Origin of the sequence: Wolbachia endosymbiont (group A) of Yponomeuta plumbellus, assembly GCF_947251575.1 — a bacterium.
Taxonomy (GTDB): Bacteria; Pseudomonadota; Alphaproteobacteria; order Rickettsiales; family Anaplasmataceae; genus Wolbachia; species Wolbachia pipientis.
The window spans coordinates 506,992-527,160 of the sequence record NZ_OX366353.1 but is presented as its reverse complement, the minus strand read 5'-3'; the positions used below and the strand labels follow the sequence as shown (position 1 = coordinate 527,160).

The following is a 20,169-nucleotide window of genomic DNA, read 5'->3' as shown; positions in this document are numbered from 1 at the left end:
GCCACTAACACGTAGCGGGATGACGATTGTCGATAAATCTAAGTTACTTTAGCAACAGTTATTCTCCACTAAATTACTCTGAATTTTGGTTATATTATTTGCGGATTTCACTGCTGAAATCTCAAATTTTGAGCTTGTGTTCAAAAATGATTCAACTGACCTGCCAAAAAAATCATATCTCCATCCCTTGAATAATTTATCTGTCTGTCTAGATATTGACCCGGTTAACTCATCTTTTGAAGAAACTAATTTCCTTGATATGTTACTTTCTTTACATTTACTATCTAAAATAATTGAGAGTATATCAAGTACAGATTTATCATAATTACTCGATAAGGTGTTGTTTTGCTGCATCCAATTTCTCTCATTTTCATTAAAAATATTCACAAACTCTAGTAAATCCGCATCTTTTATATTTTTTGTATTCCTCTTGAGATCATCTAAAATCTCATCAACATGCTCTACATTTTTTTCAATAAAATCAGCTATTACAGCATTATTGATTATTTTATTACGGTTCATATTATAGCGCTGTGCTAAGGTTTCTTGCCACTCACTAACTGCTTTAACAGTTAGTATCAATCTTGGATTTACTTCATAATTAAATTTAATCCTCTTCCATGCATCTTTTGGGCTATGTAAATACTTATTTATATCAACTATTGATTCCATCTCTTCTTGAAACCAACCCATCCTATTATTTTCTTCAAGTTTATTGCACAATATTTGGTATAGGTCATATAGGTGTACCACGTCGTTTACTGCATAATCTAACTGATCTTCGGACAACGGACGCCTTAACCAATCTGAATTTTTAGCTTTAATTTTATCCAGTGCTATTCCTTGATATTGCTCCACTACTTTTGAGTAACCAATAAAGTCATGATAATAATGACAAAACATAGCAGCAACTTGGGTATCAAAAATGGGAGTGGGAATACATTTAAATACAGTGAGTAAGGATTCTATATCCTGCCGGCAGCTATGAAACACTTTGGTTATCCCCTGATTTAGCATTATTTTCTTAATGAATGATAAATCAATTTCTGGCACTAATGCGTCTACAATAAAACTCTTCTCTCCGTAAGAAATTTGAATTAACGATAATTTTGGGTAGTAGATTAAATTATTTCTAATGAACTCCGTGTCAACTGCTATAAATTTTGGCTTTTTTGCTATCAACCCCTCACATATGTCCTCCAGCTCCGACGTTGTATTAATTAACATATGTTTTTTATTCAGTGGTTCTACTTTACTACTTATATTAAATTTTGCAATTAGAGTCACTACGAAATTAGTAATGGAGCTTGCTAGTTACTTATAATATTATAAAGTGTTTGTTATGTAGTGGTGAAGTGTTATGGTAGATTTTATAGACCTTTTTCAAGGAAGTAAAGATTTTACGATGTGCATGCACAACGGTTCAGGGGATGCAATATATAATCGATGTATATCTGCTGTAAGAATGGACCCGCCATGTATGCATGGTGAATCTATTCAAGGTTTGTTTGAAAGTTCGTTTGAACAAGGTGTTGTGACTGTTAGAGTGAACTTAGACTTAGAAACTTTAAATGTAGTGGTATATAAATCTCCTCCAACTTCTGATAAGCTTGACGCATTTTCACTAGCATATCAAATAGACAGATATCACATAGATGAGAATACTATAGTTTTTGATGAGAAAGTAAATACAATAAAATTTGATATATCAAATCCTTTAAAACATAAATTTATTACATTTGAGATTTTTAAAAGATAAATTATAATTCTGGTTCATTTATAAAAGGCTAGACTTAACGTGCCAGGCAGGAATTAACTGAAAGAAAAATTGAAGTAGCAAGAATTGATCTAGTTTGATATTACTAATATAGTAAATCTCTGGATATATAATAAGAACTAGATTCCAGCGTCACGCGCTGGAATGACAGGGCTATAGGTATCATCCAAGTAGCCTCTTTCTTGTCATCCCAGTGTCCTGACACTGGTTTCCATCCAAAAGGGTGTCATTCCAGTCTGGAATCCAGATTGGACACTGAATTGGTGAGTGTAAAATTCTACGTCATACCGCCGCGGCGCTAACAAGAGATCCCGCTAACACGTAGCGGGATGACGATTGTCGTTTAGCCATAAATATTAAGAAATTTACTAAATGAAAAAAAAGGCAAAAGAAGCCCTGGGGTTATTATCTGCTTTAAAATATTGGCGTTTTTTATGTTTTAAACGCTTGACAAGCGAGATTCAGCCGCTTTTAATTGCAACTAACTTACGCTGCAAATGTTTAAGAAATTTACTAAGCAGAAAAAAAGACAAAGAATCCCCGAGTTAGCTAGTCTTTTACTATCTCTGTCGAGTATTGGCATTTTTTGATGTCTTGTAACGCTTTATAAGCGCGTTCAGCTTATTTAGATAAAAATCTAGATGTAGATGAAGTTTTGTAAAGACATACAGTATCTATATACTGCAAAAAATTGAACATAAGACGCCGATACATTAAGTAATCCTTACCTTTTAATCTGCAGATTGGCGAAAGCAAATACAATAGCTTCACTGTTATGATAAGGGGGCTGGCGAAGGGTGTCAAGGAAGTTTTTCGTTTCTATAGCTACTACCACGATTGTATAGGTAATTCTTCACTTATAATAATGATTCAAGCCTTCAGCTCCTCAAATACCTCACTTGCTCTATTTAAAACAGAATCAGGAAAACCAGCAAGTTTTGCTACATGTATTCCATATGACTCATCTGCAATGCCTTCAATTACTTCATGTAGAAAGATAACCTCTCCGTTCCACTCTCTTATTTTTACACAAAAACATTTCACGTTCTTCAAGTATTTGCTTACTTTAGTTAATTCATGATAATGAGTTGCAAAAATGGCGCGGCACTTATTTACATTGTGAATATGTTCAATCACCGCCTGTGCAATAGATAATCCATCATACACCCCTGTGCCCCTACCAATTTCATCAAGTATCACCAAGGAACGGTCCGTTGCCTGATTTACTATCGTTGCTGTTTCGATCATCTCTACCATGAAGGTAGAATAACCAGCTGTTATATTATCCGTTGCGCCAACCCTGCTGAATATCTTGTCAATCACTCCAATATGTACACTCTCTGCTGGCACAAATGACCCCATGTGAGCTAAAATTGCAATGAGAGCGTTTTGCCTCAAGAAAGTGCTTTTTCCAGCCATATTAGGACCAGTAATTAGATGTATACCAGCTAAATTGATGCTATTTGCAATGAATTTATCGTTAACTTCAACCACTGGATGTCTTCCGCTACAGATATTGAACTCTTTGCTGTCATCAATAATGGGTTTTACGTAATTATTTTGCACTGCAAGCTCTGCAAACGCGGTTCTAATATCAAGTTTTGCCAAAGCATTTGCAGCAAGAGCAATTTTTTCAGACTCTTTAGCAACTTCACTACACAGTTCACTAAAAATTTTCATTTCTAAGCCGATTGCAGCATCACGTGCCGTAAGAATTTTATTTTCTAGTTCTTTCAATTCATTAGTAGTGTAGCGCATGCTATTTGCTAAGCTTTGCCTATGAATAAATATATCCGAAGTTATTTTGTGATTTGCTGATACTTCAACGTAATAACCGAGTATATTGTTGTGCAATATTTTGAGTGCGGCAATGCCAGTTAGGTCGCGATAAGATTCACGGAGCTTAGTTACCAACTTGTTACTGTTGTTCAATATATAAGATAACTCAGATAATTCTGAGTTGTATTTTGGGTAGATAAACCCTCCCTCTTTCACGGAACTGAGATTATTATCAAGTATAGCACTATTTAGCAGTTCAAATAGGTCTTTATGATTACCAAGGCTCTTATGTATTGTGCTGAGTTCACTCTCGTCACTACTTATCACCTGAGTAGTAGACACTGGTTCCTTTTCTCCGGTCAAGCACTGGAATGACATCTGAGAGTTAATTTCTGATTTTTCACTTAAACAATAATTATGCAAGGTAGACAGAAACTCAGACAACTCTAAAGTCTTTCCTAGGCCTATTTTCAATAGGTTCATATCCTTTGGTGAACCACGCCCTAGTATTAAGCGCGATAAAGACCTCTCAATATCTGGAATGTTAGATAATATCTCTCGTATTTTTCTGCGTGGCTCATGATTATTTACAAAAAATTGAGCGGTGCTGAGCCTCAAATTGATTGCCTTGGAGCAAGCAAGGGGTGAAGCGAGCATTTGTTTGAGCAGGCGTCCACCAGAAGCTGTAACTGTATGATCAATAACTGAAATTAGTGAACCTTTCTTTTCACCAAATTGAGTTGAAAACAACTCAAGATTTCTCCTTGCTGAAGCATCAATAAGCATGAAATTTTGTTGCTTATAGGTTTTTGGGAATTCAAGCCTTGGAATGGAGCCCCTTTGCGTTACTCTGACATATTCAAGCAGTGCACCACACGCCATGATTTCTACTTTGCTGAAATTTCCTATACTCCCAAGTTCCCTGATTTTATAAAACTCGCATAACGTTCTGTGAGATTTACTATACTCAAAAAAAACTCTGTGCGTGTTGCGTAATTGATATTTTATAATTTTTTAAAATCGATCTAATTTTTTCATCCTCAGTGAATTTTTCAGAAATTAATAATTCTCTTGGTGATATACGCAATAAATCACTATCTAGAGCTTTCAAACTCGTTAAAGTGTGAAAAAATTTTCCCGTCGATAATTCAAGCCAACTAATAGCATATTCGTCATTTTGTTCAACTATGGACGCGAGATAATTATTGCTTTTATCCTACAGTAGTGAATCTTCTATAATTGTACCTGGAGTTACAACTCGCACTACATCACGTTTTACTATGGATTTATAGCCCCTCTTTTTTGCTTCATCAGCAGTTTCTAATTGGTCACAGATTGCTACTTTGAATCCTAAATCTATTAGCTTGTGTAGGTAAGATTCACTACTGTGTGCTGGCACTCCACACATTGGTATTTCTTGCCCACACGAATTACCTCTCTTAGTGAGCACTATATTCAGCAATTTCGCAGCTTTAATAGCATCATCGAAAAACAATTCATAAAAATCTCCTAGCCTATAAAATAGCAGATGATCTTTGTATTGAGCTTTCAGGTTCAAATACTGCTCCATCACAGGGGTGTTTTTTTCTTTTACGAAGCTCATAATATTTTTTAATATATTGTATTGATAAACGTTATTATAGATTATATTGCACATGTGGATAACATAAATTTTAAATAGGTGTATAGAGGGAAAAATTTAAAACAATTAAATTTCTTGGATCCAAGTAGTCAGGACACTTGGATGACATAAAGAGTAGGAGTATTTGATGACAAAAAAACAAAAAACGCAGTTGTCATTCCAGCGCGTGACGCTGGAATCCAGCTTCTATGCAACCTCATCAAAAACATTCATTTAGTGTAAGATCAGCTACTTTCCATGCTAGTTTACAAGCAAACTTTTCTGGATCCCAGTGTCAAGCACTGGGATGACATCATAGGGGCGCTGGGATGACACCCTCCTTGTGTGTATTATAGCTAAAGTGACTTACGACAATTTGAAAAACGACACATTCGTCATTCCGCTACTAGTTAGCGGAATCTATACCGCGAATGAATCGCGGTATGACGTGTTGCTTGGGTCAGCTATATGTAAGTTGTGGCCCTTCTTTATTATTTTTATTAGCGGCAGTTGTATCATCAACAGATATTTCAGAGCTAACAGTGCTAATAGTTTTTTCTATCGCTTTAGCCTGTTCATAGTCTTGACTCAAAAAATACATGGCCAGTCCAATAGCTATACTAGCAACAAGAGAAGATGCTATCATTACACCTAGTATCATACCACCAGAAAGACTTACTGCAACACACACACCAGCTCCAAGTACAACACCAAGAAAACCACCAATTATTACGCCAGGCACCAAACTGCCTACCATAGCGCTTTCTTTTTTCGTATTAGCTTGTTTTTTCATACTTTTAATAAGCACTTCTTTTGTTTCTCCTTGAGCTAAATCTAAAGGAATTTTATTATCCGCGTTTTGTATCAAAGGATTTGCACTATATGTAACAAGAAGGGTGATTATTTCTTCAGTTTTATTACCTATAACTGCATGATGTAGTAATGTATTTCCCTCTTCATCTTTAAAGTTTATATGAGTACGAAATTCTTCATCTAGATTTCTTATTGGGTTGTTTTTTGCATATATCCCAGATTGTATTGCTCTATCTAAGCATTGTATCACTTGTTCTAGTGATTGCTCGCCAGGATTTTGTATAAAATGAAGCAGAATTTCGTGTACTATCGCTTCCTTTGTAGTTTTTGGGCATCGTAAAGCGTAATTAAATGTCTGTGTAGTAATAACTTCTTCTTTTCTTTTTTTAAGAACAACCCTTAAATCTTCAATCGCCTTTTCACCATCTTTTATTCCAAGAATTATTGAATCCAAATTATTTATCATGCTATCCTCCTTGGTTTGATTGCATTGCTCATTAATAAATAATATAATAAATCCTGCTAAAAGTCAAGCAATTAATTAATAAGTTAATATAATCCTCCAAAAGGAGCTCCTTACTTTTTGTTCAGCATGTCCATTGGATCAGACTCTTTAAGCTTGCTGTTTGCTGAATTTATTCATCACAATAGCTACAATGTGCTATCGAAGTTCTCTGTAATCTTAGTTGGTTCTTCTAGAATATTCAAAATATCAGTTGCACAATAAACCCGATCTCTCTTTCCTTGAGAAGTTTGTGAAACGATGCCTAAATCTTCAAGCTTTACGATTGCTCTTTGGGCTGTTGTAAATACGACACCTAAGTTTTCAACCACTTTCCTTATAGTAAAGTAAGGGTTTAAAGACTATTAACTAAATCATTGTCCCATTCAAATTTTGGTGGCAAGGGGCTTGGTATAAATGCCTGATAACCAGCGAATACTTTGCCTGATGGTGATCCTTTAATATACATTCATTCAACCTAGCACACTATTTTTATAGTATATATTATTTTCAAATAAAGTCAAAAATGAAAATAAGGCTTTATCTTATTTGCGTGCATGAAAATAAGAAACTCTCTTATTATTGATTTTGCTCAAAAACGAAAATAGAAGAAGCTGCTGAACTTTATATATCCTGTTTTTCTGGAGAACTGCTATAAAACTTCTGAGTGAAGTCACTTAATTTTTACACATCTATTGTAGAGTAAGAAGAACCGAATTTGAAACAAAAATGCTAACTGATGCTTGGACTTTACTGACACTTACACTACTTGAAACTATACTTAGTGTAGACAATTTAATCTTTATTTCTCTAGCAATAGATAAGGTACCAAATGCGCTGAGAGAAAGAGTGCGCCTTATGGGCCTTGGATTAGCACTATTAATGCGTTTTGTAATACTATTTTTTACATCATCTATATTGTCAATGCAAAAACCTATATTTCACACTGCATCAGCAAGGGATTTACTTATGATCGCAGGGGGATTATTCCTTATTGTTAAGAGCTCTATGGAGTTACGGGATGACATCTTTGTATGTAAGAAAAATAAAAAGAAAGCAAACGTTAAATCAAAATTTTTTTTAGTTGTGCTACAAATTATATTAATAGATTTAGTTTTTTCGGTTGATTCGATATTAACTGCTATAGCACTAACTTATAACATGGTAATAATTGCTACAGCATTTACATTTTCCATGCTAGCAATGCTGTTTTTATCAAGTTATACCGCCCAGTTAATCAAATCTAACCCAGGGTTAAAAATAATCGCCATTTTATTTATTTTACTTGTCGGTGTGTACCTCATACTTCATGGATTTCATATAGAATTACCAAAAGGATATTTGTATTCTTCATTTATGTTTGCACTGCTTGTGGAAATTATAAGCAAAATAAAGAAAATTAACCGTCATACCGCGATTCATTCGCGGTATCTCTAGATCCAGCTAACAAGCAGCGGGATCTTTTTGATTTACTCCCACTCAATAGTTGCGGGTGGTTTAGAAGTGATATCATAAACAACTCTATTTACTCCGGGAACATTATTAACAATTATACTGCCAACATTCTGTAAAAAATCCCAAAATACTAGCAAGTGTTGATCCTTATTTTCAAATGGAAATGCATCAGCTGTCATACCATCAGATGATGTTACAGCCCTTAAAGCACAAACATATCCATACGTACGACCATCTCCCATAACGCCTACAGTTTTTATTGGTAATAATACAGCAAAAGCTTGCCATATCTTATCATATAGATCGTAATTTTTCATCGTATTAATATATATTTCATCTACTTCTTGCAATATTTGCACCTTTTCTTTATCGACTTCACTTATAATCCTCACTGCAAGTCCGGGTCCAGGAAATGGATGTTGAAATATTATCTCGTCTGAAAGCCCAATTTCCTTTCCAAGTAGCCTTACCTCATCTTTAAAGAGGTAACGTAAAGGCTCCACTAACTTCAGATTCATCTTTTCTGGCAACCCACCAACATTATGGTGAGACTTAATTGTACTAGTGTTGTCTGAGGCATGCCCTGACTCAACTACATCAGAGTAGATGGTACCTTGCATCAAAAAATCCACATCACCTATTTTTTTTGCTTCTTCTTCAAACACTTCAATAAAAGTGTTACCGATAATTTTTCGTTTTTCTTCTGGATCAGTTATTCCCTTCAATCTACTCAAAAATAAATTTGATTTATCAACGTAGTTTATCGGAATCTCTTTCAACATAGCAATGGTCTGGTTCTTGCGTAACAACCCAGTATCGATAAAAATACAGTTTAATTGTTTTCCTATAGCTTTATATGTGAGAGCCGCTGCAACACTTGAATCAACCCCACCACTTACTGCAGCGATTACTTTTTTCTCTCCTACTACATTTTTGATTTTTTCCTTTTGCTCCTCAATAAACGACTTCATTGTCCAGTCTCTTTCGCAATTTGCAATATCCAAGAAGTTAGAGAGCAATTTACTGCCATTTGTTGTGGGCCTCACTTCAGGATGGAATTGAGTACAGTAAATCTTTCGCTGTTCGTTAACAATCATTGCAATTGTTTGATTTATCACACCTGATGCGATAACAGTAAATCCCTGTGGTATAGTATCAACACTGTCCGCATGGTTCATTAATACATCCACTTCAGAATTAACATCCCAGGTATCCTTTACAATGGGGGATTCTTTTAGTATCTTGATTTTAGTTCTACCAAACTCCTGTTTGAAACTCTCTTTTACTTTTGCTCCAAAATAATGACAAATGAGTTGCTGTCCATAGCATATTCCAAGTATAGGAACGCTTGTTGCCTCATTAAGTTTTATAATTTCATGTACTACTCTACTTGTTTCAGAACAATCATCATTTACAGATTGTGGTCCTCCAGAGAGAATAAACCCATTGAATTTTGATATTGTTTCAAAACTGATGTTGCTTGGAAATATCTCACAATAAACGCCCATTCCTCTTACTTGTCTTGCGATAAGCTGTGTAAACTGTGAACCAAAATCAATAATGGCAATTGCTGACAATTTGCTCCTCCATATTATTTAAAATGATATCTGATAATAAAGAAAATAATGGAGTAAGTAAACCAAGACCTGTTTAAAAGCTTTAACGCGTGGTACAAGTTAGCTATATAGCTAATTTTCCTACACCATACCGCTGCGGCGCTAACTAGTAGCGGAATGACAGCAATCTACGTCATACCGCCGCAGTATCTCAGCCGCTAACAAGTAGCGGGATTATCTTCATGCTGCCACGAACCGTCATACCGCGATTCATTCGCGGTATCTCAGCCGCTAACAAGAGATCCCGCTAACAAGCAGCGGGATGACGAGGTATAAACTTTATCGTCATGCCACCGCGAACCGTCATACCGCGATTCATTCGCGGTATCTCGGCAATAGATCCCGCTAACAAGTAGCGGGATGACGATTGTCGTTTAGCCATAAATGTTTAAGAAATTTACTAAACAGAAAAAAAGGCAAAAGAAACCCTAGGGTAGCTAGTTATTCACTATCCATTTTTTAAGTTGGCGTTTTTTTATGTTTTAAACGCTTTATAAGCGCGTTTCAGCTTATGTAGGTAGAAGTTTGATAAAGACATAAGGTGCACATAGTGCAAAAAATTAAACATGAGACGCCAGATACGTGAGTTTTTTTGTCATTTAATCTGTACAGAGAAGATAAATAAATAGCTTCAATTTTATGATAAGAGGGCTGGCGGAGTTTGTCAAGAAAGTTTTTTCGTTTCTATTCCCAATAAAAGTGCGTTATATGGTTATGCAAGAAGTCTATTTACCCATTTGCTTAACTTTCTCTCTACTTTTTTGAGTAAGGCCGCTATTGGCATGACAGACATTCATCGTAGTCAATATCTGTTTTTTGTTGCAATATTTCACTTTTTTTGAATATGTCATGCGAGACCTTATCGGCTCTCTGCATTGATTGTGATCTGCAGTAATATAAGCTCTTCAATCCTTTTTTCCAAGCAAGCATGTGTATTTTGTGCAAGTAACGTTTATGTACGTTGGCAGGTAAGAACAGATTTACTGATTGAGATTGACAAATATACGAAGTTCTATCACTTGCATGTTCTATAATCCATCTTTGGTCAAGCTCGTACGCTGTTTTAAATGTCAATTTTTCATGCTCACTAAGAAAATCTAAATGCTGAACGGAACCCTCGTTTGTTGAAATTGAAGACCATATTTTATCATTGTCTTGATTTTTTTCTGCTAATAGTTTTTGCAAGAATTTATTTCGCACTACAAATGAGCCTGTAAGTGTCTTTTGTATGAATACGTTTGCTGCATATGGTTCTATTCCAGGAGAGGTATTACCTGCAATAATGGAGATCGAAGCAGTAGGAGCAATAGCGAGTTTGTGTGTAAACCTTTCCATTAGATCAACTTCTTTGGCATCAGAACATGCTCCCTTTTCTTCTGCTAATTTTTTAGAAACTATATCTGCTTGCTCGCGTAAATACTTAAATATTTTTTTATTCCATTGTTGTGCTCTTACTGATTCAAAAGGAACCATTTTGCTTTGTAAAAATGAGTGAAAGCCCATCACACCAAGACCAATACTGCGTTCTCTGGCTGCAGAATATTTTGCTCGCTGCATTTCATTCGGTGCTTTATTTATGAAATCTTCCAATACATTATCAAGAAAGCGCATTATATCTTCTATGAAGAGTTTATTGTCTTTCCATTCTTCGTAGTACTCAAGGTTTACGGATGATAGACAACACACAGCAGTGCGTGACTTATTCAGGTGATCATAACCTGTGGTTAAAGTTATTTCACTGCATAGATTTGACATCTTGATGTCTAAGTTGAGCTTTTTGTAAGATTCTGGCTTATTGTTATTTGTTGCATCAAGGAAAATAATGTAAGGTTCTCCAGTTTCAACTCTTGCTGTTAATATTTTGATCCATATATCCCGCGCTTTTACAGTTGAAATAACCTTATTGTTGTGAGGGCTTATTAAATTCCATTCTTGATCATTCTCAACAGCCTGCATAAATTTATCTGTTACTATTACAGCATGATGTATATTTAACGCTTTGCGATTTGGGTCACCGCCTGTTGGCTTGCGTAAATCTAGAAACTCTTCTATCTCCGGATGAGATACAGGAAGGTAGACTGCTGAACTTCCTCGCCTTAGGGATCCCTGACTAATTGCAAGCGTTAGAGCATTTTGCACTACAATAAATGGAACAATTCCTGATGTTTTGCCGCTACCCTTTACGCTTTCGCCTATTGAGCGTAAATTTCCCCAATAACTACCTATGCCTCCTCCACGTGCAGCAAGCCAAACATTTTCATTCCATAGATCAACTATTCCCTGCAAGCTGTCTTCGGTTTCATTAAGAAAGCAAGAGATAGGTAACCCTCTCTTAGTGCCACCATTGCTGAGTATTGGTGTTGAAGGCATGAACCACAAGTTGCTCATGTAGTCATAAAGACGCTGCGCATGTTCTTTATTATCAGAATAGTAATTAGCAATACGTGCAAAGAGGTCTTGATAACTTTCATTTTCTATTAAATACCTGTCTGATAGAACTGCTTTTCCAAAGTCGGTTAATTTGCTGTCCTTTGCGTAATTAATGGTAATGTTATTCATAAAGTTCCTTTTATTCTTTTATTATATATAGATACTTAAAAGTCATTTTGAGCGATTTTTAAGTTAGGTTTTTCGGATTTTCTTGTTGATGCTGTAATGCAAACAAGATACCGTCAACCTGACTGCCATATATTTTACAGTAACTCATATAACTTATTTGCATATTTATTTCTTTTGCAACATGTTGAACATAACTTTCTGAGTGACGAAAATAGTCTCCTTTATTTACAAAGTCAATACCTTCACCTTCCTTTCTTCTTATTAAACATACAATAACCCCTTTTTTGCTCGTAGATCTTTTTGCTAATTCCAATTCTTCTTGAAAGTCATGTAGATAATGTAGCACTTCAGCAAAGATAATTACATCATACTGCTGGTTTTTCTCTTGTTTAAGAAACTCTTTCATTTCCATATGTATTAATTCATTGTAAACAGGCTTACCTTTTATAAAGCATCCTCTTGCGATATTTAGCATTCTACTTGAAATGTCAATTCCTATTATATGGTTTCCAATACTATTTATTTTCAAGAAATGACCACATATTCCAGTTCCACAACCAAGGTCGAGTATATTGAGCTCAGAAGTGGAGTTGTTGAAGATTTTTGTAATTATCATGTGTACAAGTTCATGCCCTCTATATTGTTTGGCAATCAACCAATGCTCAACAAAATATTCACCTGTGTAATCAAAATATTGTCTTATGAGGTTTTTTGGCAATTCTGTAATAGGCGCTGAGTTTGTCATTTTTTTTATATAGTAAGACGCCTCCTCGTGGTCATTATCTAATTTTAGTGCCCTTGTTAAATAATTATAAGCTTTGTTAGTATTCCCTACCGCAAAATGACACCTTCCGATGTTATACCAGACTATAGGTAAATGGGGGTAAAATATGCTAATTAACCAAAATCGTAACTTTGCATCTGATATGCTACCTTTATAAAAGTGATATAAACCGATTTCAATGTTGGTGTTTAACAGGTTCTTAGATTTTTTAAGAAGCACTGTCATTTCTTTATGAAGAGTATTATATTTATTCACAATGAAGTGTTTTACTTTCTTAATATTTAATACGCCAATGAGCTTAGACATACAATTTAAAGCAACGTTTTTTATAAAAGAGAGATTACTTTTCATACGTTAGAAATACTCCGAATGTTTATTATCATTTTTAGGCAATTGATTTTAACACATTTTATCTTACAAAATATCTTTTTTATTAATTTTTACTGTATATATAAGTTTACCACATATTTCTCAGATTATACTGTTTAGGATTGCTAGTATATTGTTGTTGATAATATAAGTAAATGTTTTGTGCAAAAAGGCGTTGACATATTATTTATTAGGTTATAACATATAAAAGATTAATTTAGTTTTTAGATGTTTGACAAGTTTTATGGTAGAGATTAATTTAATCTCAATTCAATTTTAATAATATTTAACTCTGCATATTCTGCATATAGTCGGATAAATAAATTATTAAGAGCACTTGATGGATGCCTTGGCGTTAAGAGGCGATGAAGGACGTGGCAGGCTGCGATAAGCTGTGGGGAATTGTCAACAAATTTTGATCCGCAGATTTCCGAATGGGGAAACCCAACTAGTTTAGCTAGTTATTACGTACTAAGTATGTAAAGCAAACTTGGTGAACTGAAATATCTAAGTAGCCAAAGGAAAAGAAATCAACCGAGATTCTGTTAGTAGTGACGAGCGAAAGCGGAAAAGGCTAGTGATTTAAGAATAAGAATTAGAATACTCTGGAAATAGTAACCATAGAAGGTGATAGTCCTGTATAAGTAGAAAGTTTTTAAATCCTTGAGTAGAGCGGGGCACGTGAAATCCTGTTTGAATATGGGGGGACCATCCTCCAAGCCTAAATACTCCTTAACGACCGATAGTGAACAAGTACCGTGAGGGAAAGGTGAAAAGAACCCCGGGAGGGGAGTGAAATAGAATCTGAAATCAAGTGCTTACAAACAGTTGGAGCTCTATATCAATTTATTGATATTTAGAGTGACAGCGTACCTTTTGCATAATGGGTCAGCGAGTTAATCTATGAAGCAAGCTTAAGCCGTTAGGTGTAGGCGTAGCGAAAGCAAGTCTGAATAGGGCGTTTTAGTTTTATGGATTAGACCCGAAACCAAGTGATCTAGTCATGACCAGATTGAAGGTGTGGTAAAACACACTGGAGGATCGAACCAGTTAATGTTGCAACATTATTGGATGAGTTGTGATTAGGGGTGAAAGGCCAATCAAACTTGGAAATAGCTGGTTCTCCGCGAAATCTATTTAGGTAGAGCGTTGTATGTATGTTGTTGGGGGTAGAGCACTGGATAGACTAGGGGGATTCACCGTCTTACCAAATCTAACTAAACTCCGAATACCAACAATTAATTATATAGCAGGCACACTACGGGTGCTAAGTCCGTGGTGAAGAGGGAAACAACCCAGATCACTATCTAAGGTCCCAAAATTACAGCTAAGTGGGGAAGGAAGTAGAAAAACCATTACAGCTAGGAGGTTGGCTTGGAAGCAGCCATCCTTTAAAGAAAGCGTAACAGCTCACTTGTCTAAATAAGTTTTTCTGCGCCGAAAATGTACCGGGGCTAAAGCTGTATACCGAAGATGTGAGTGCTTATTGATTTCGATCAATAGGCGCGGTAGCGGAGCGTTCCGTAAGTCTGTGAAGGTGGTTTGTGAAAACTGCTGGAGATATCGGAAGTGAGAATGCTGACATAAGTAGCGTAAAAGAGTGTGAAAAACACTCTCACCAAAAATCTAAGGGTTCCTACGTTAAGTTAATCTGCGTAGGGTTAGTCGGTTCCTAAGGCGAGTCCGTAAAGGAGTAGTCGATGGCAATTAGGTTAATATTCCTAAACCTCTTAAGTGTGACGGGTTTCGTATTTGTATAGATCTTATTGGATTGATCTATGCTTAAAAGAAGCTCCAGGAAATAGCACTTATATTTATGAGGCCGTACCGCAAACCGACACTGGTGGATGAGTAGAGTATACTAAGGTGTTGAAAGAATGATGTTGAAGGAACTCGGCAAATTATACCTGTAACTTCGGAAGAAGGGTAACCTGCTTTTAGGCAACTATGAGTAGGTGGCACAAAATAGGGAGTAGCGACTGTTTACTAAAAACACAGGACTCTGCAAACACGTAAGTGGAAGTATAGGGTCTGACGCCTGCCCGGTGCTGGAAGGTTAATAGGAAGGGTGCAAGCTCCGAATTGAAGCCCCAGTAAACGGCGGCCGTAACACTGACGGTCCTAAGGTAGCGAAATTCCTTGTCGGGTAAGTTCCGACCCGCACGAATGGCGTAACGATTTCTCCACTGTCTCCAACATCACTTCAGCGAAATTGAATTCCCCGTGCAGATGCGGGGTACCCGCGGTTAGACGAAGAGACCCCGTGCACCTTTACTATAGCTTTACATTGCTATTAAAAGTGTGATGTGCAGGATAGGTGGGAGACTTTGAAGTTATGGCGCTAGCTATAATGGAGTCAACCTTGAGATACCACCCTTTACACTTTTGATATCTAACTATGTTTCATTATCTGGAACTAGGACATTGTATGGTGGGTAGTTTGACTGGGGCGGTCGCCTCCTAAAAAGTAACGGAGGCGTGCGAAGGTAAGCTAGAGCTGGTCGGAAATCAGCTTGATAGTATAATGGCATAAGCTTGCCTGACTGCGAGGCTGACAAGCCAAGCAGAGACGAAAGTCGGTCATAGTGATCCGGTGATTCTGTATGGAAGGGTCATCGCTCAACGGATAAAAGGTACGCCGGGGATAACAGGCTGATGGTGTTCGAGCGTTCATAGCGACGACACCGTTTGGCACCTCGATGTCGACTCATCACATCCTGGGGCTGAAGAAGGTCCCAAGGGTTCGGCTGTTCGCCGATTAAAGTGATACGTGAGTTGGGTTTAGAACGTCGTGAGACAGTTCGGTTTCTATCTGCCGTGGGTGAAGGAAATTTGAGAAGGTCTGACTCTAGTACGAGAGGACCGAGATGGATATACCTCTGGTGTACCAGCTGTTATGCCAATAGCATCGCTGGGTGGCTATGTATAGATGGGATAATTGCTGAAAGCATATAAGCAAGAAACCCTCTTCAAAAAGATTTCCCAATTAAGGCCGTGGAAGACTACCACGTTGATAGGCTAGGTGTGGAAGCATGGTAACATGTGAAGCTAACTAGTACTAATAGCCTGATTGATTTATTTGCTTTCTATATGTGTGTATGCAGTGTTAAATATTAAGTTAAAATTGTTAAGTTAGAAATTTTTATTGACTTGGTGGCTATAGCAAAAATGAACCACCCGATCTCATCTCGAACTCGGAAGTGAAACTTTTTAGCGCTGATGGTACTTGAAAAGGGAGAGTAGGTCGCCGCCAAGTTTATAAAAATTTCTTTGTTAATTAGACAGTAGGTATACTTATATTTTAACTTTCTTGTTTTGTTACTATTCTTTAAGTTTTTACTTTAACTATGATATCTTTTTTTTCTTATATGTTCTTGGTCATTTTCTACATTATTTAGCATTGTTCCTACTTCCCCTAATTGATTCCCTTTTGAAGGAGAATTACTGATTTCTGGTAATATTACATTACCTCCCACTTTTTTAAATAATTCTTCTTGTTGGCGAAATGCTGACCTCCAATCTGTTCCTGTTCCTTTAGGAAGAAATAAGAATTGATACATCTGACCAAAGCCTGTGTTATTTACCTCTTTTATATGCTCTACCATTCATCACACCCATTAACTATTTTTAAAAATTTTACCTATATTATCATAAAAAATATAGTTGTAAATACCTTAATTGAGATTTTTTTTATTTTATCTTTTTTAAGCAAATAGTTAGATCTTTTTGTAAATTTTTATAACTTGCTTGCATAATGTTTCTATGAGTTAGTATTATGTAGTAGTGCCCTATATTACTTATATTTAAAATGCTAATTTTAGCAAGCATTCGTAGTTGCCTTTTTATTTTATTTCTTTTTGCTGCTTTTCCGGTTTTTTTACTGATAGCCAGACCTACTCTAATAGTATGAATGTACTTTTCAGGTTCTCTTTCTTTTATAGCGTACAGTGATATATAAAGCCCACGATAAAAAAGACTGTTGAGTGCTAACTTATTTTTGAAAGCAGAAGAAAAATCTTTTTTTTTATACTTACTATGCGCATAATTTGTTACACCCTAATGAACGGCGCCTATTAAGGATTTTTCTTCCAGCTCTTGTTGCCATACGTGAACGAAATCCGTGTCTGCGCTTTCTTATCAAATTTTTTGGTTGAAATGTTCTCTTCATTGTTTTTATATTAATATAATTATTTATTTTAAATTGTTTTACTTTATTGTCAAATAATGGTGAACTTGTATGACATTTTCGTAGAATAAAATTTGATGCATGGAAGAATGAATTCGGTGATAGTCATACCTGTCTTACTAATCCTTTTATTTTGTTTTAGTAGGTTTCAAGAAGTAAATAAGGTTAAATCTTATCTATATCTTAGTTGTGTATGGATGCTAACTTGGTTGTTAGTATTCTATAATAATTGTTTTGTAACTTTTATTTCTATAGCGTTACTTTTTTTCATGCTTGCTTTTATCTTTAAAAATAAAAGAAATAAGATAATAAAACTTTCGTTATTTGTGGCTTTGGCCATATCATTTTTTATCACTTTATTTATAATGCTGTCTATTTTTATTCAATCCATTAGTTTTTTTAATAAAGTAGCTATTTCAGAATTCTTGTTTTGCTTGAAATGGGGCCACAATGTAGTCACTATCAATGAAGAGAAGATAGGATGTTTTGGTATAGCGCCGCTTTTAGTTGGTACATTACTTATAACTATTATAGCAATGTTAGTTGTCGTTCCGCTTGGTTTATTTTCTGCAATATATATTAGTGAATATGCGAGTGAGAAAGTGCGTTATATTGTTAATACAACTTTGCAAGTTTTGTCTGCTATTCCTACGGTTGTATATGGATATTTCGCGGTTGTGTTTTTGTCTTTCTTTATAAAGCAGGTAGCAAATTTTTTTGGTTTAAGTATACACTCAGAAAGTGCCTTAGTTGCCGGTTTATCGATTGGGATAATGATTCTTCCTTTTATTATTTCTTTACTCGAAGATGCCATAAGATCTGTTCCAAAAAGCTTGCGTTATGGCTTCATGGCACTTGGTGCAACTCCAGCGGAAACTATATGGCATATAACAATACCTTATGCAATGCCTACAATTTTAAGTGCAATTTTATTGTCAATTTCAAGAGTGATAGGTGAAACAATGATTGTGCTAATGGCTGTGGGAATCAACGCAAATTTGACTTTTAACCCTCTTAATTCAGTTACTACCATTACCGTGCAGATCGCTACATTACTTACCGGAGATCAGGATTTCAATAGTGTACAAACTCTTGCTGCTTATGCGCTTAGTTTAGTATTGTTTATTATTACTTGGCTATTAAATGCATTTGCATTGTTTGTAATGAAGCGTAACTAGTAAGCGTTTTAATGTTGCAAAATTTCTATTAATAATATAAAATTTATTTTCTTTAGAAGTTCTTTTATGGAATTATAGTGTTAGGTGATAAAAATAAAGAGATGAATATAGGTAGAGCGATTAAGGTAACTCAAGCAGTTGTTGATATAAAATTTGAAGGTGAATTGCCTAAAATATTTAATGCTTTAAAAAGCAAACTAAAATATAAGGATAAGGAGCTGGTTTTAGAAGTTTCGCAGCATATAGGTGACAATATAGTTCGTTGTATTGCTATGGATAGCACAGATGGCATGTCAAGGGGGGATGAATTTGTTGATACAGGTGCACCAATATCGGTGCCAATTGGGCGTTCAACTTTAGGAAGGATTTTTAATGTTGTTGGAGAGCTTATAGATGAGTGTGGTCCACTGAAGGGAAAGTATAACTTAGAGCCTATACACAGAGCACCTCCAAGTTTTACTGAACAGAGAATACAGGAAGAAGTTTTAGTTACGGGAATAAAAGTTATAGATCTTCTTGCACCTTATCTTAAAGGAGGAAAAATTGGCTTATTTGGTGGAGCCGGTGTTGGTAAAACAGTCCTAATAATGGAATTAATTAATAATATAGCAAAAGCTCATAAAGGATTTTCTGTGTTTGCCGGGGTAGGGGAGAGAACGCGTGAAGGTAACGATCTTTATCACGAGATGATCACTTCAAATGTAATAAATATAAATGAGCATGAAAAATCTCAAGCTGTTTTGGTTTATGGTCAGATGAATGAGCCTCCTGGAGCAAGGGCTAGAATTGCTTTAACAGCACTTACTATGGCAGAGTATTTTCGTGACCGTGAAAACCAAGATGTTCTATTTTTTGTGGATAATATCTTTAGATTTACACAAGCTGGTTCTGAAATTTCTGCTTTACTTGGAAGAATACCGTCAGCTGTTGGTTATCAGCCAACCCTTGCAACTGATATGGGTGCAATGCAAGAAAGAATAGCTTCAACAACTTCTGGCTCTATTACTTCTGTGCAAGCTATATATGTTCCTGCGGACGATTTAACTGATCCAGCCCCAGCAACTACATTCTCTCACCTTGATGCAACCACAGTGTTGTCAAGGCAAATAGCTGAAATGGGAATATACCCTGCTGTTGATCCACTTGATTCAACTTCTCAGTCTTTATCTGCTGAAATCATTGGTGAAGAACATTATAATGTAGCTTCTGAGGTGAAACGTATATTGCAAACTTATAAATCACTGCAAGATATTATCGCAATACTTGGTATGGATGAGCTATCTGATGAAGATAAAATTATTGTTGATAGGGCTCGTAAGATTCAGAAATTTCTTTCTCAACCTTTTCACGTTGCAGAAATATTTACTGGCATGCCTGGTAAATTTGTTTCACTTTCTGATACTGTTTCCAGTTTTAAAGGGATTGTTGAAGGCAAATATGATCACTTACCAGAGGCTGCTTTTTATATGGTGGGGAATATAGATGAAGCAATAAAAAAGGCTGAATTAATACAAGCTGAAGCTAAATAAA

The 20,169-nt window shown here is 35.7% G+C and carries 15 protein-coding genes, 2 rRNA genes and 1 pseudogene; 6 read left to right on the top strand and 12 right to left on the bottom strand.

The window, feature by feature from the left end; translation table 11 throughout:
• Positions 1–48: 48 nt before the first annotated feature.
• Positions 49–1,227, bottom strand: coding sequence for a ribonuclease D (locus OPR39_RS02635; protein ID WP_141457325.1), 1,179 nt, complete (start codon positions 1,225–1,227; stop codon positions 49–51).
• Positions 1,228–1,360: 133 nt separating this feature from the next.
• On the opposite strand from OPR39_RS02635, the gene OPR39_RS02630 reads away from it, so the two are divergent.
• Positions 1,361–1,759, top strand: coding sequence for a hypothetical protein (locus tag OPR39_RS02630; protein WP_007548550.1), 399 nt, complete (start codon positions 1,361–1,363; stop codon positions 1,757–1,759).
• Between the two features lie 888 nt (positions 1,760–2,647).
• On the opposite strand, the gene mutS is transcribed toward OPR39_RS02630, so the two are convergent.
• The 5 genes from mutS to OPR39_RS02615 all read right to left on the bottom strand — a co-directional run bounded on the left by mutS (position 2,648) and on the right by OPR39_RS02615 (position 6,824).
• Positions 2,648–4,564: a DNA mismatch repair protein MutS gene (gene mutS / locus OPR39_RS02625; RefSeq protein ID WP_406833343.1), complete on the bottom strand. Its 1,917-nt coding sequence runs from the start codon at positions 4,562–4,564 to the stop codon at positions 2,648–2,650.
• Positions 4,524–4,718, bottom strand: a complete 195-nt coding sequence (locus OPR39_RS07235) for a hypothetical protein (protein WP_406833342.1) — start codon at positions 4,716–4,718, stop codon at positions 4,524–4,526. Before OPR39_RS07235 ends, mutS begins: the two co-directional genes overlap by 41 nt.
• 54 nt (positions 4,719–4,772) lie before the next feature.
• The gene (locus tag OPR39_RS07230) at positions 4,773–5,159 is read right to left on the bottom strand and encodes a MutS N-terminal domain-containing protein (protein WP_406833338.1); all 387 of its coding nucleotides are present in this window, start codon (positions 5,157–5,159) and stop codon (positions 4,773–4,775) included.
• A gap of 478 nt (positions 5,160–5,637) precedes the next feature.
• Complete coding sequence (locus OPR39_RS02620; protein ID WP_141456816.1) at positions 5,638–6,456, bottom strand: ankyrin repeat domain-containing protein; 819 nt, start codon at positions 6,454–6,456, stop codon at positions 5,638–5,640.
• A gap of 185 nt (positions 6,457–6,641) precedes the next feature.
• Positions 6,642–6,824 (bottom strand): hypothetical protein, encoded by a 183-nt coding sequence (locus tag OPR39_RS02615; RefSeq protein WP_006279522.1) that lies wholly within the window; start codon positions 6,822–6,824, stop codon positions 6,642–6,644.
• A 397-nt stretch (positions 6,825–7,221) separates the two neighbouring features.
• Here OPR39_RS02615 and OPR39_RS02610 point away from each other — a divergent pair, with 397 nt between their 5' ends.
• Positions 7,222–7,929, top strand: coding sequence for a TerC family protein (locus OPR39_RS02610; RefSeq protein WP_038199715.1), 708 nt, complete (start codon positions 7,222–7,224; stop codon positions 7,927–7,929).
• A 32-nt stretch (positions 7,930–7,961) separates the two neighbouring features.
• Here OPR39_RS02610 and guaA read toward each other — a convergent pair whose 3' ends face one another.
• From guaA to OPR39_RS02595, 3 genes are all read right to left on the bottom strand, one after another.
• Positions 7,962–9,524, bottom strand: a complete 1,563-nt coding sequence (gene guaA / locus OPR39_RS02605) for a glutamine-hydrolyzing GMP synthase (protein WP_141456818.1) — start codon at positions 9,522–9,524, stop codon at positions 7,962–7,964.
• Between the two features lie 813 nt (positions 9,525–10,337).
• The gene (locus OPR39_RS02600; RefSeq protein ID WP_265039003.1) at positions 10,338–12,122 is read right to left on the bottom strand and encodes a ribonucleoside-diphosphate reductase subunit alpha; all 1,785 of its coding nucleotides are present in this window, start codon (positions 12,120–12,122) and stop codon (positions 10,338–10,340) included.
• Between the two features lie 58 nt (positions 12,123–12,180).
• Positions 12,181–13,257 carry a methyltransferase domain-containing protein gene (locus OPR39_RS02595; RefSeq protein WP_015588862.1) on the bottom strand — a complete coding sequence of 359 codons (1,077 nt, stop codon included), beginning with the start codon at positions 13,255–13,257 and terminating at the stop codon, positions 12,181–12,183.
• A gap of 335 nt (positions 13,258–13,592) precedes the next feature.
• Between OPR39_RS02595 and OPR39_RS02590 the strand changes: the two genes are divergently transcribed.
• Both OPR39_RS02590 and rrf read left to right on the top strand, forming a co-directional pair.
• Positions 13,593–16,358 (top strand): 23S ribosomal RNA (locus OPR39_RS02590).
• Between the two features lie 66 nt (positions 16,359–16,424).
• Positions 16,425–16,531: ribosomal RNA gene (rrf, locus tag OPR39_RS02585) — 5S ribosomal RNA — on the top strand.
• A gap of 85 nt (positions 16,532–16,616) precedes the next feature.
• Here rrf and OPR39_RS02580 read toward each other — a convergent pair.
• The 3 genes and pseudogenes from OPR39_RS02580 to rpmH form a co-directional block, all read right to left on the bottom strand.
• Complete coding sequence (locus OPR39_RS02580; protein WP_141456820.1) at positions 16,617–16,880, bottom strand: hypothetical protein; 264 nt, start codon at positions 16,878–16,880, stop codon at positions 16,617–16,619.
• Positions 16,881–16,965: 85 nt separating this feature from the next.
• Positions 16,966–17,289, bottom strand: a pseudogene (gene rnpA, locus OPR39_RS02575) (ribonuclease P protein component); the annotation flags it as partial.
• Between the two features lie 19 nt (positions 17,290–17,308).
• Complete coding sequence (gene rpmH, locus OPR39_RS02570; protein ID WP_006279898.1) at positions 17,309–17,443, bottom strand: 50S ribosomal protein L34; 135 nt, start codon at positions 17,441–17,443, stop codon at positions 17,309–17,311.
• A 107-nt stretch (positions 17,444–17,550) separates the two neighbouring features.
• Between rpmH and pstC the strand changes: the two genes are divergently transcribed.
• Both pstC and atpD read left to right on the top strand, forming a co-directional pair.
• Positions 17,551–18,639 (top strand): phosphate ABC transporter permease subunit PstC, encoded by a 1,089-nt coding sequence (gene pstC / locus OPR39_RS02565; RefSeq protein WP_038199744.1) that lies wholly within the window; start codon positions 17,551–17,553, stop codon positions 18,637–18,639.
• Between the two features lie 101 nt (positions 18,640–18,740).
• A complete protein-coding gene (atpD, locus tag OPR39_RS02560; RefSeq protein ID WP_015588864.1) occupies positions 18,741–20,168 on the top strand; it encodes a F0F1 ATP synthase subunit beta in 1,428 nt (475 codons plus the stop codon).
• The last annotated feature ends 1 nt before the right edge of the window (position 20,169 follow it).

Coding starts and splice junctions, on each gene's coding strand:
- atpD (WP_015588864.1), top strand. CDS start 18,741: ATGAATATAGGTAGAGCGATTAAGGTAACTCAAGCAGTTGTTGATATA.
- OPR39_RS07230 (WP_406833338.1), bottom strand. CDS start 5,159: ATGAGCTTCGTAAAAGAAAAAAACACCCCTGTGATGGAGCAGTATTTG.
- OPR39_RS02595 (WP_015588862.1), bottom strand. CDS start 13,257: ATGAAAAGTAATCTCTCTTTTATAAAAAACGTTGCTTTAAATTGTATG.
- OPR39_RS02610 (WP_038199715.1), top strand. CDS start 7,222: ATGCTAACTGATGCTTGGACTTTACTGACACTTACACTACTTGAAACT.
- rpmH (WP_006279898.1), bottom strand. CDS start 17,443: ATGAAGAGAACATTTCAACCAAAAAATTTGATAAGAAAGCGCAGACAC.
- pstC (WP_038199744.1), top strand. CDS start 17,551: ATGAATTCGGTGATAGTCATACCTGTCTTACTAATCCTTTTATTTTGT.
- OPR39_RS02620 (WP_141456816.1), bottom strand. CDS start 6,456: ATGATAAATAATTTGGATTCAATAATTCTTGGAATAAAAGATGGTGAA.
- OPR39_RS02580 (WP_141456820.1), bottom strand. CDS start 16,880: ATGGTAGAGCATATAAAAGAGGTAAATAACACAGGCTTTGGTCAGATG.
- OPR39_RS02600 (WP_265039003.1), bottom strand. CDS start 12,122: ATGAATAACATTACCATTAATTACGCAAAGGACAGCAAATTAACCGAC.
- OPR39_RS02635 (WP_141457325.1), bottom strand. CDS start 1,227: ATGTTAATTAATACAACGTCGGAGCTGGAGGACATATGTGAGGGGTTG.
- OPR39_RS02630 (WP_007548550.1), top strand. CDS start 1,361: ATGGTAGATTTTATAGACCTTTTTCAAGGAAGTAAAGATTTTACGATG.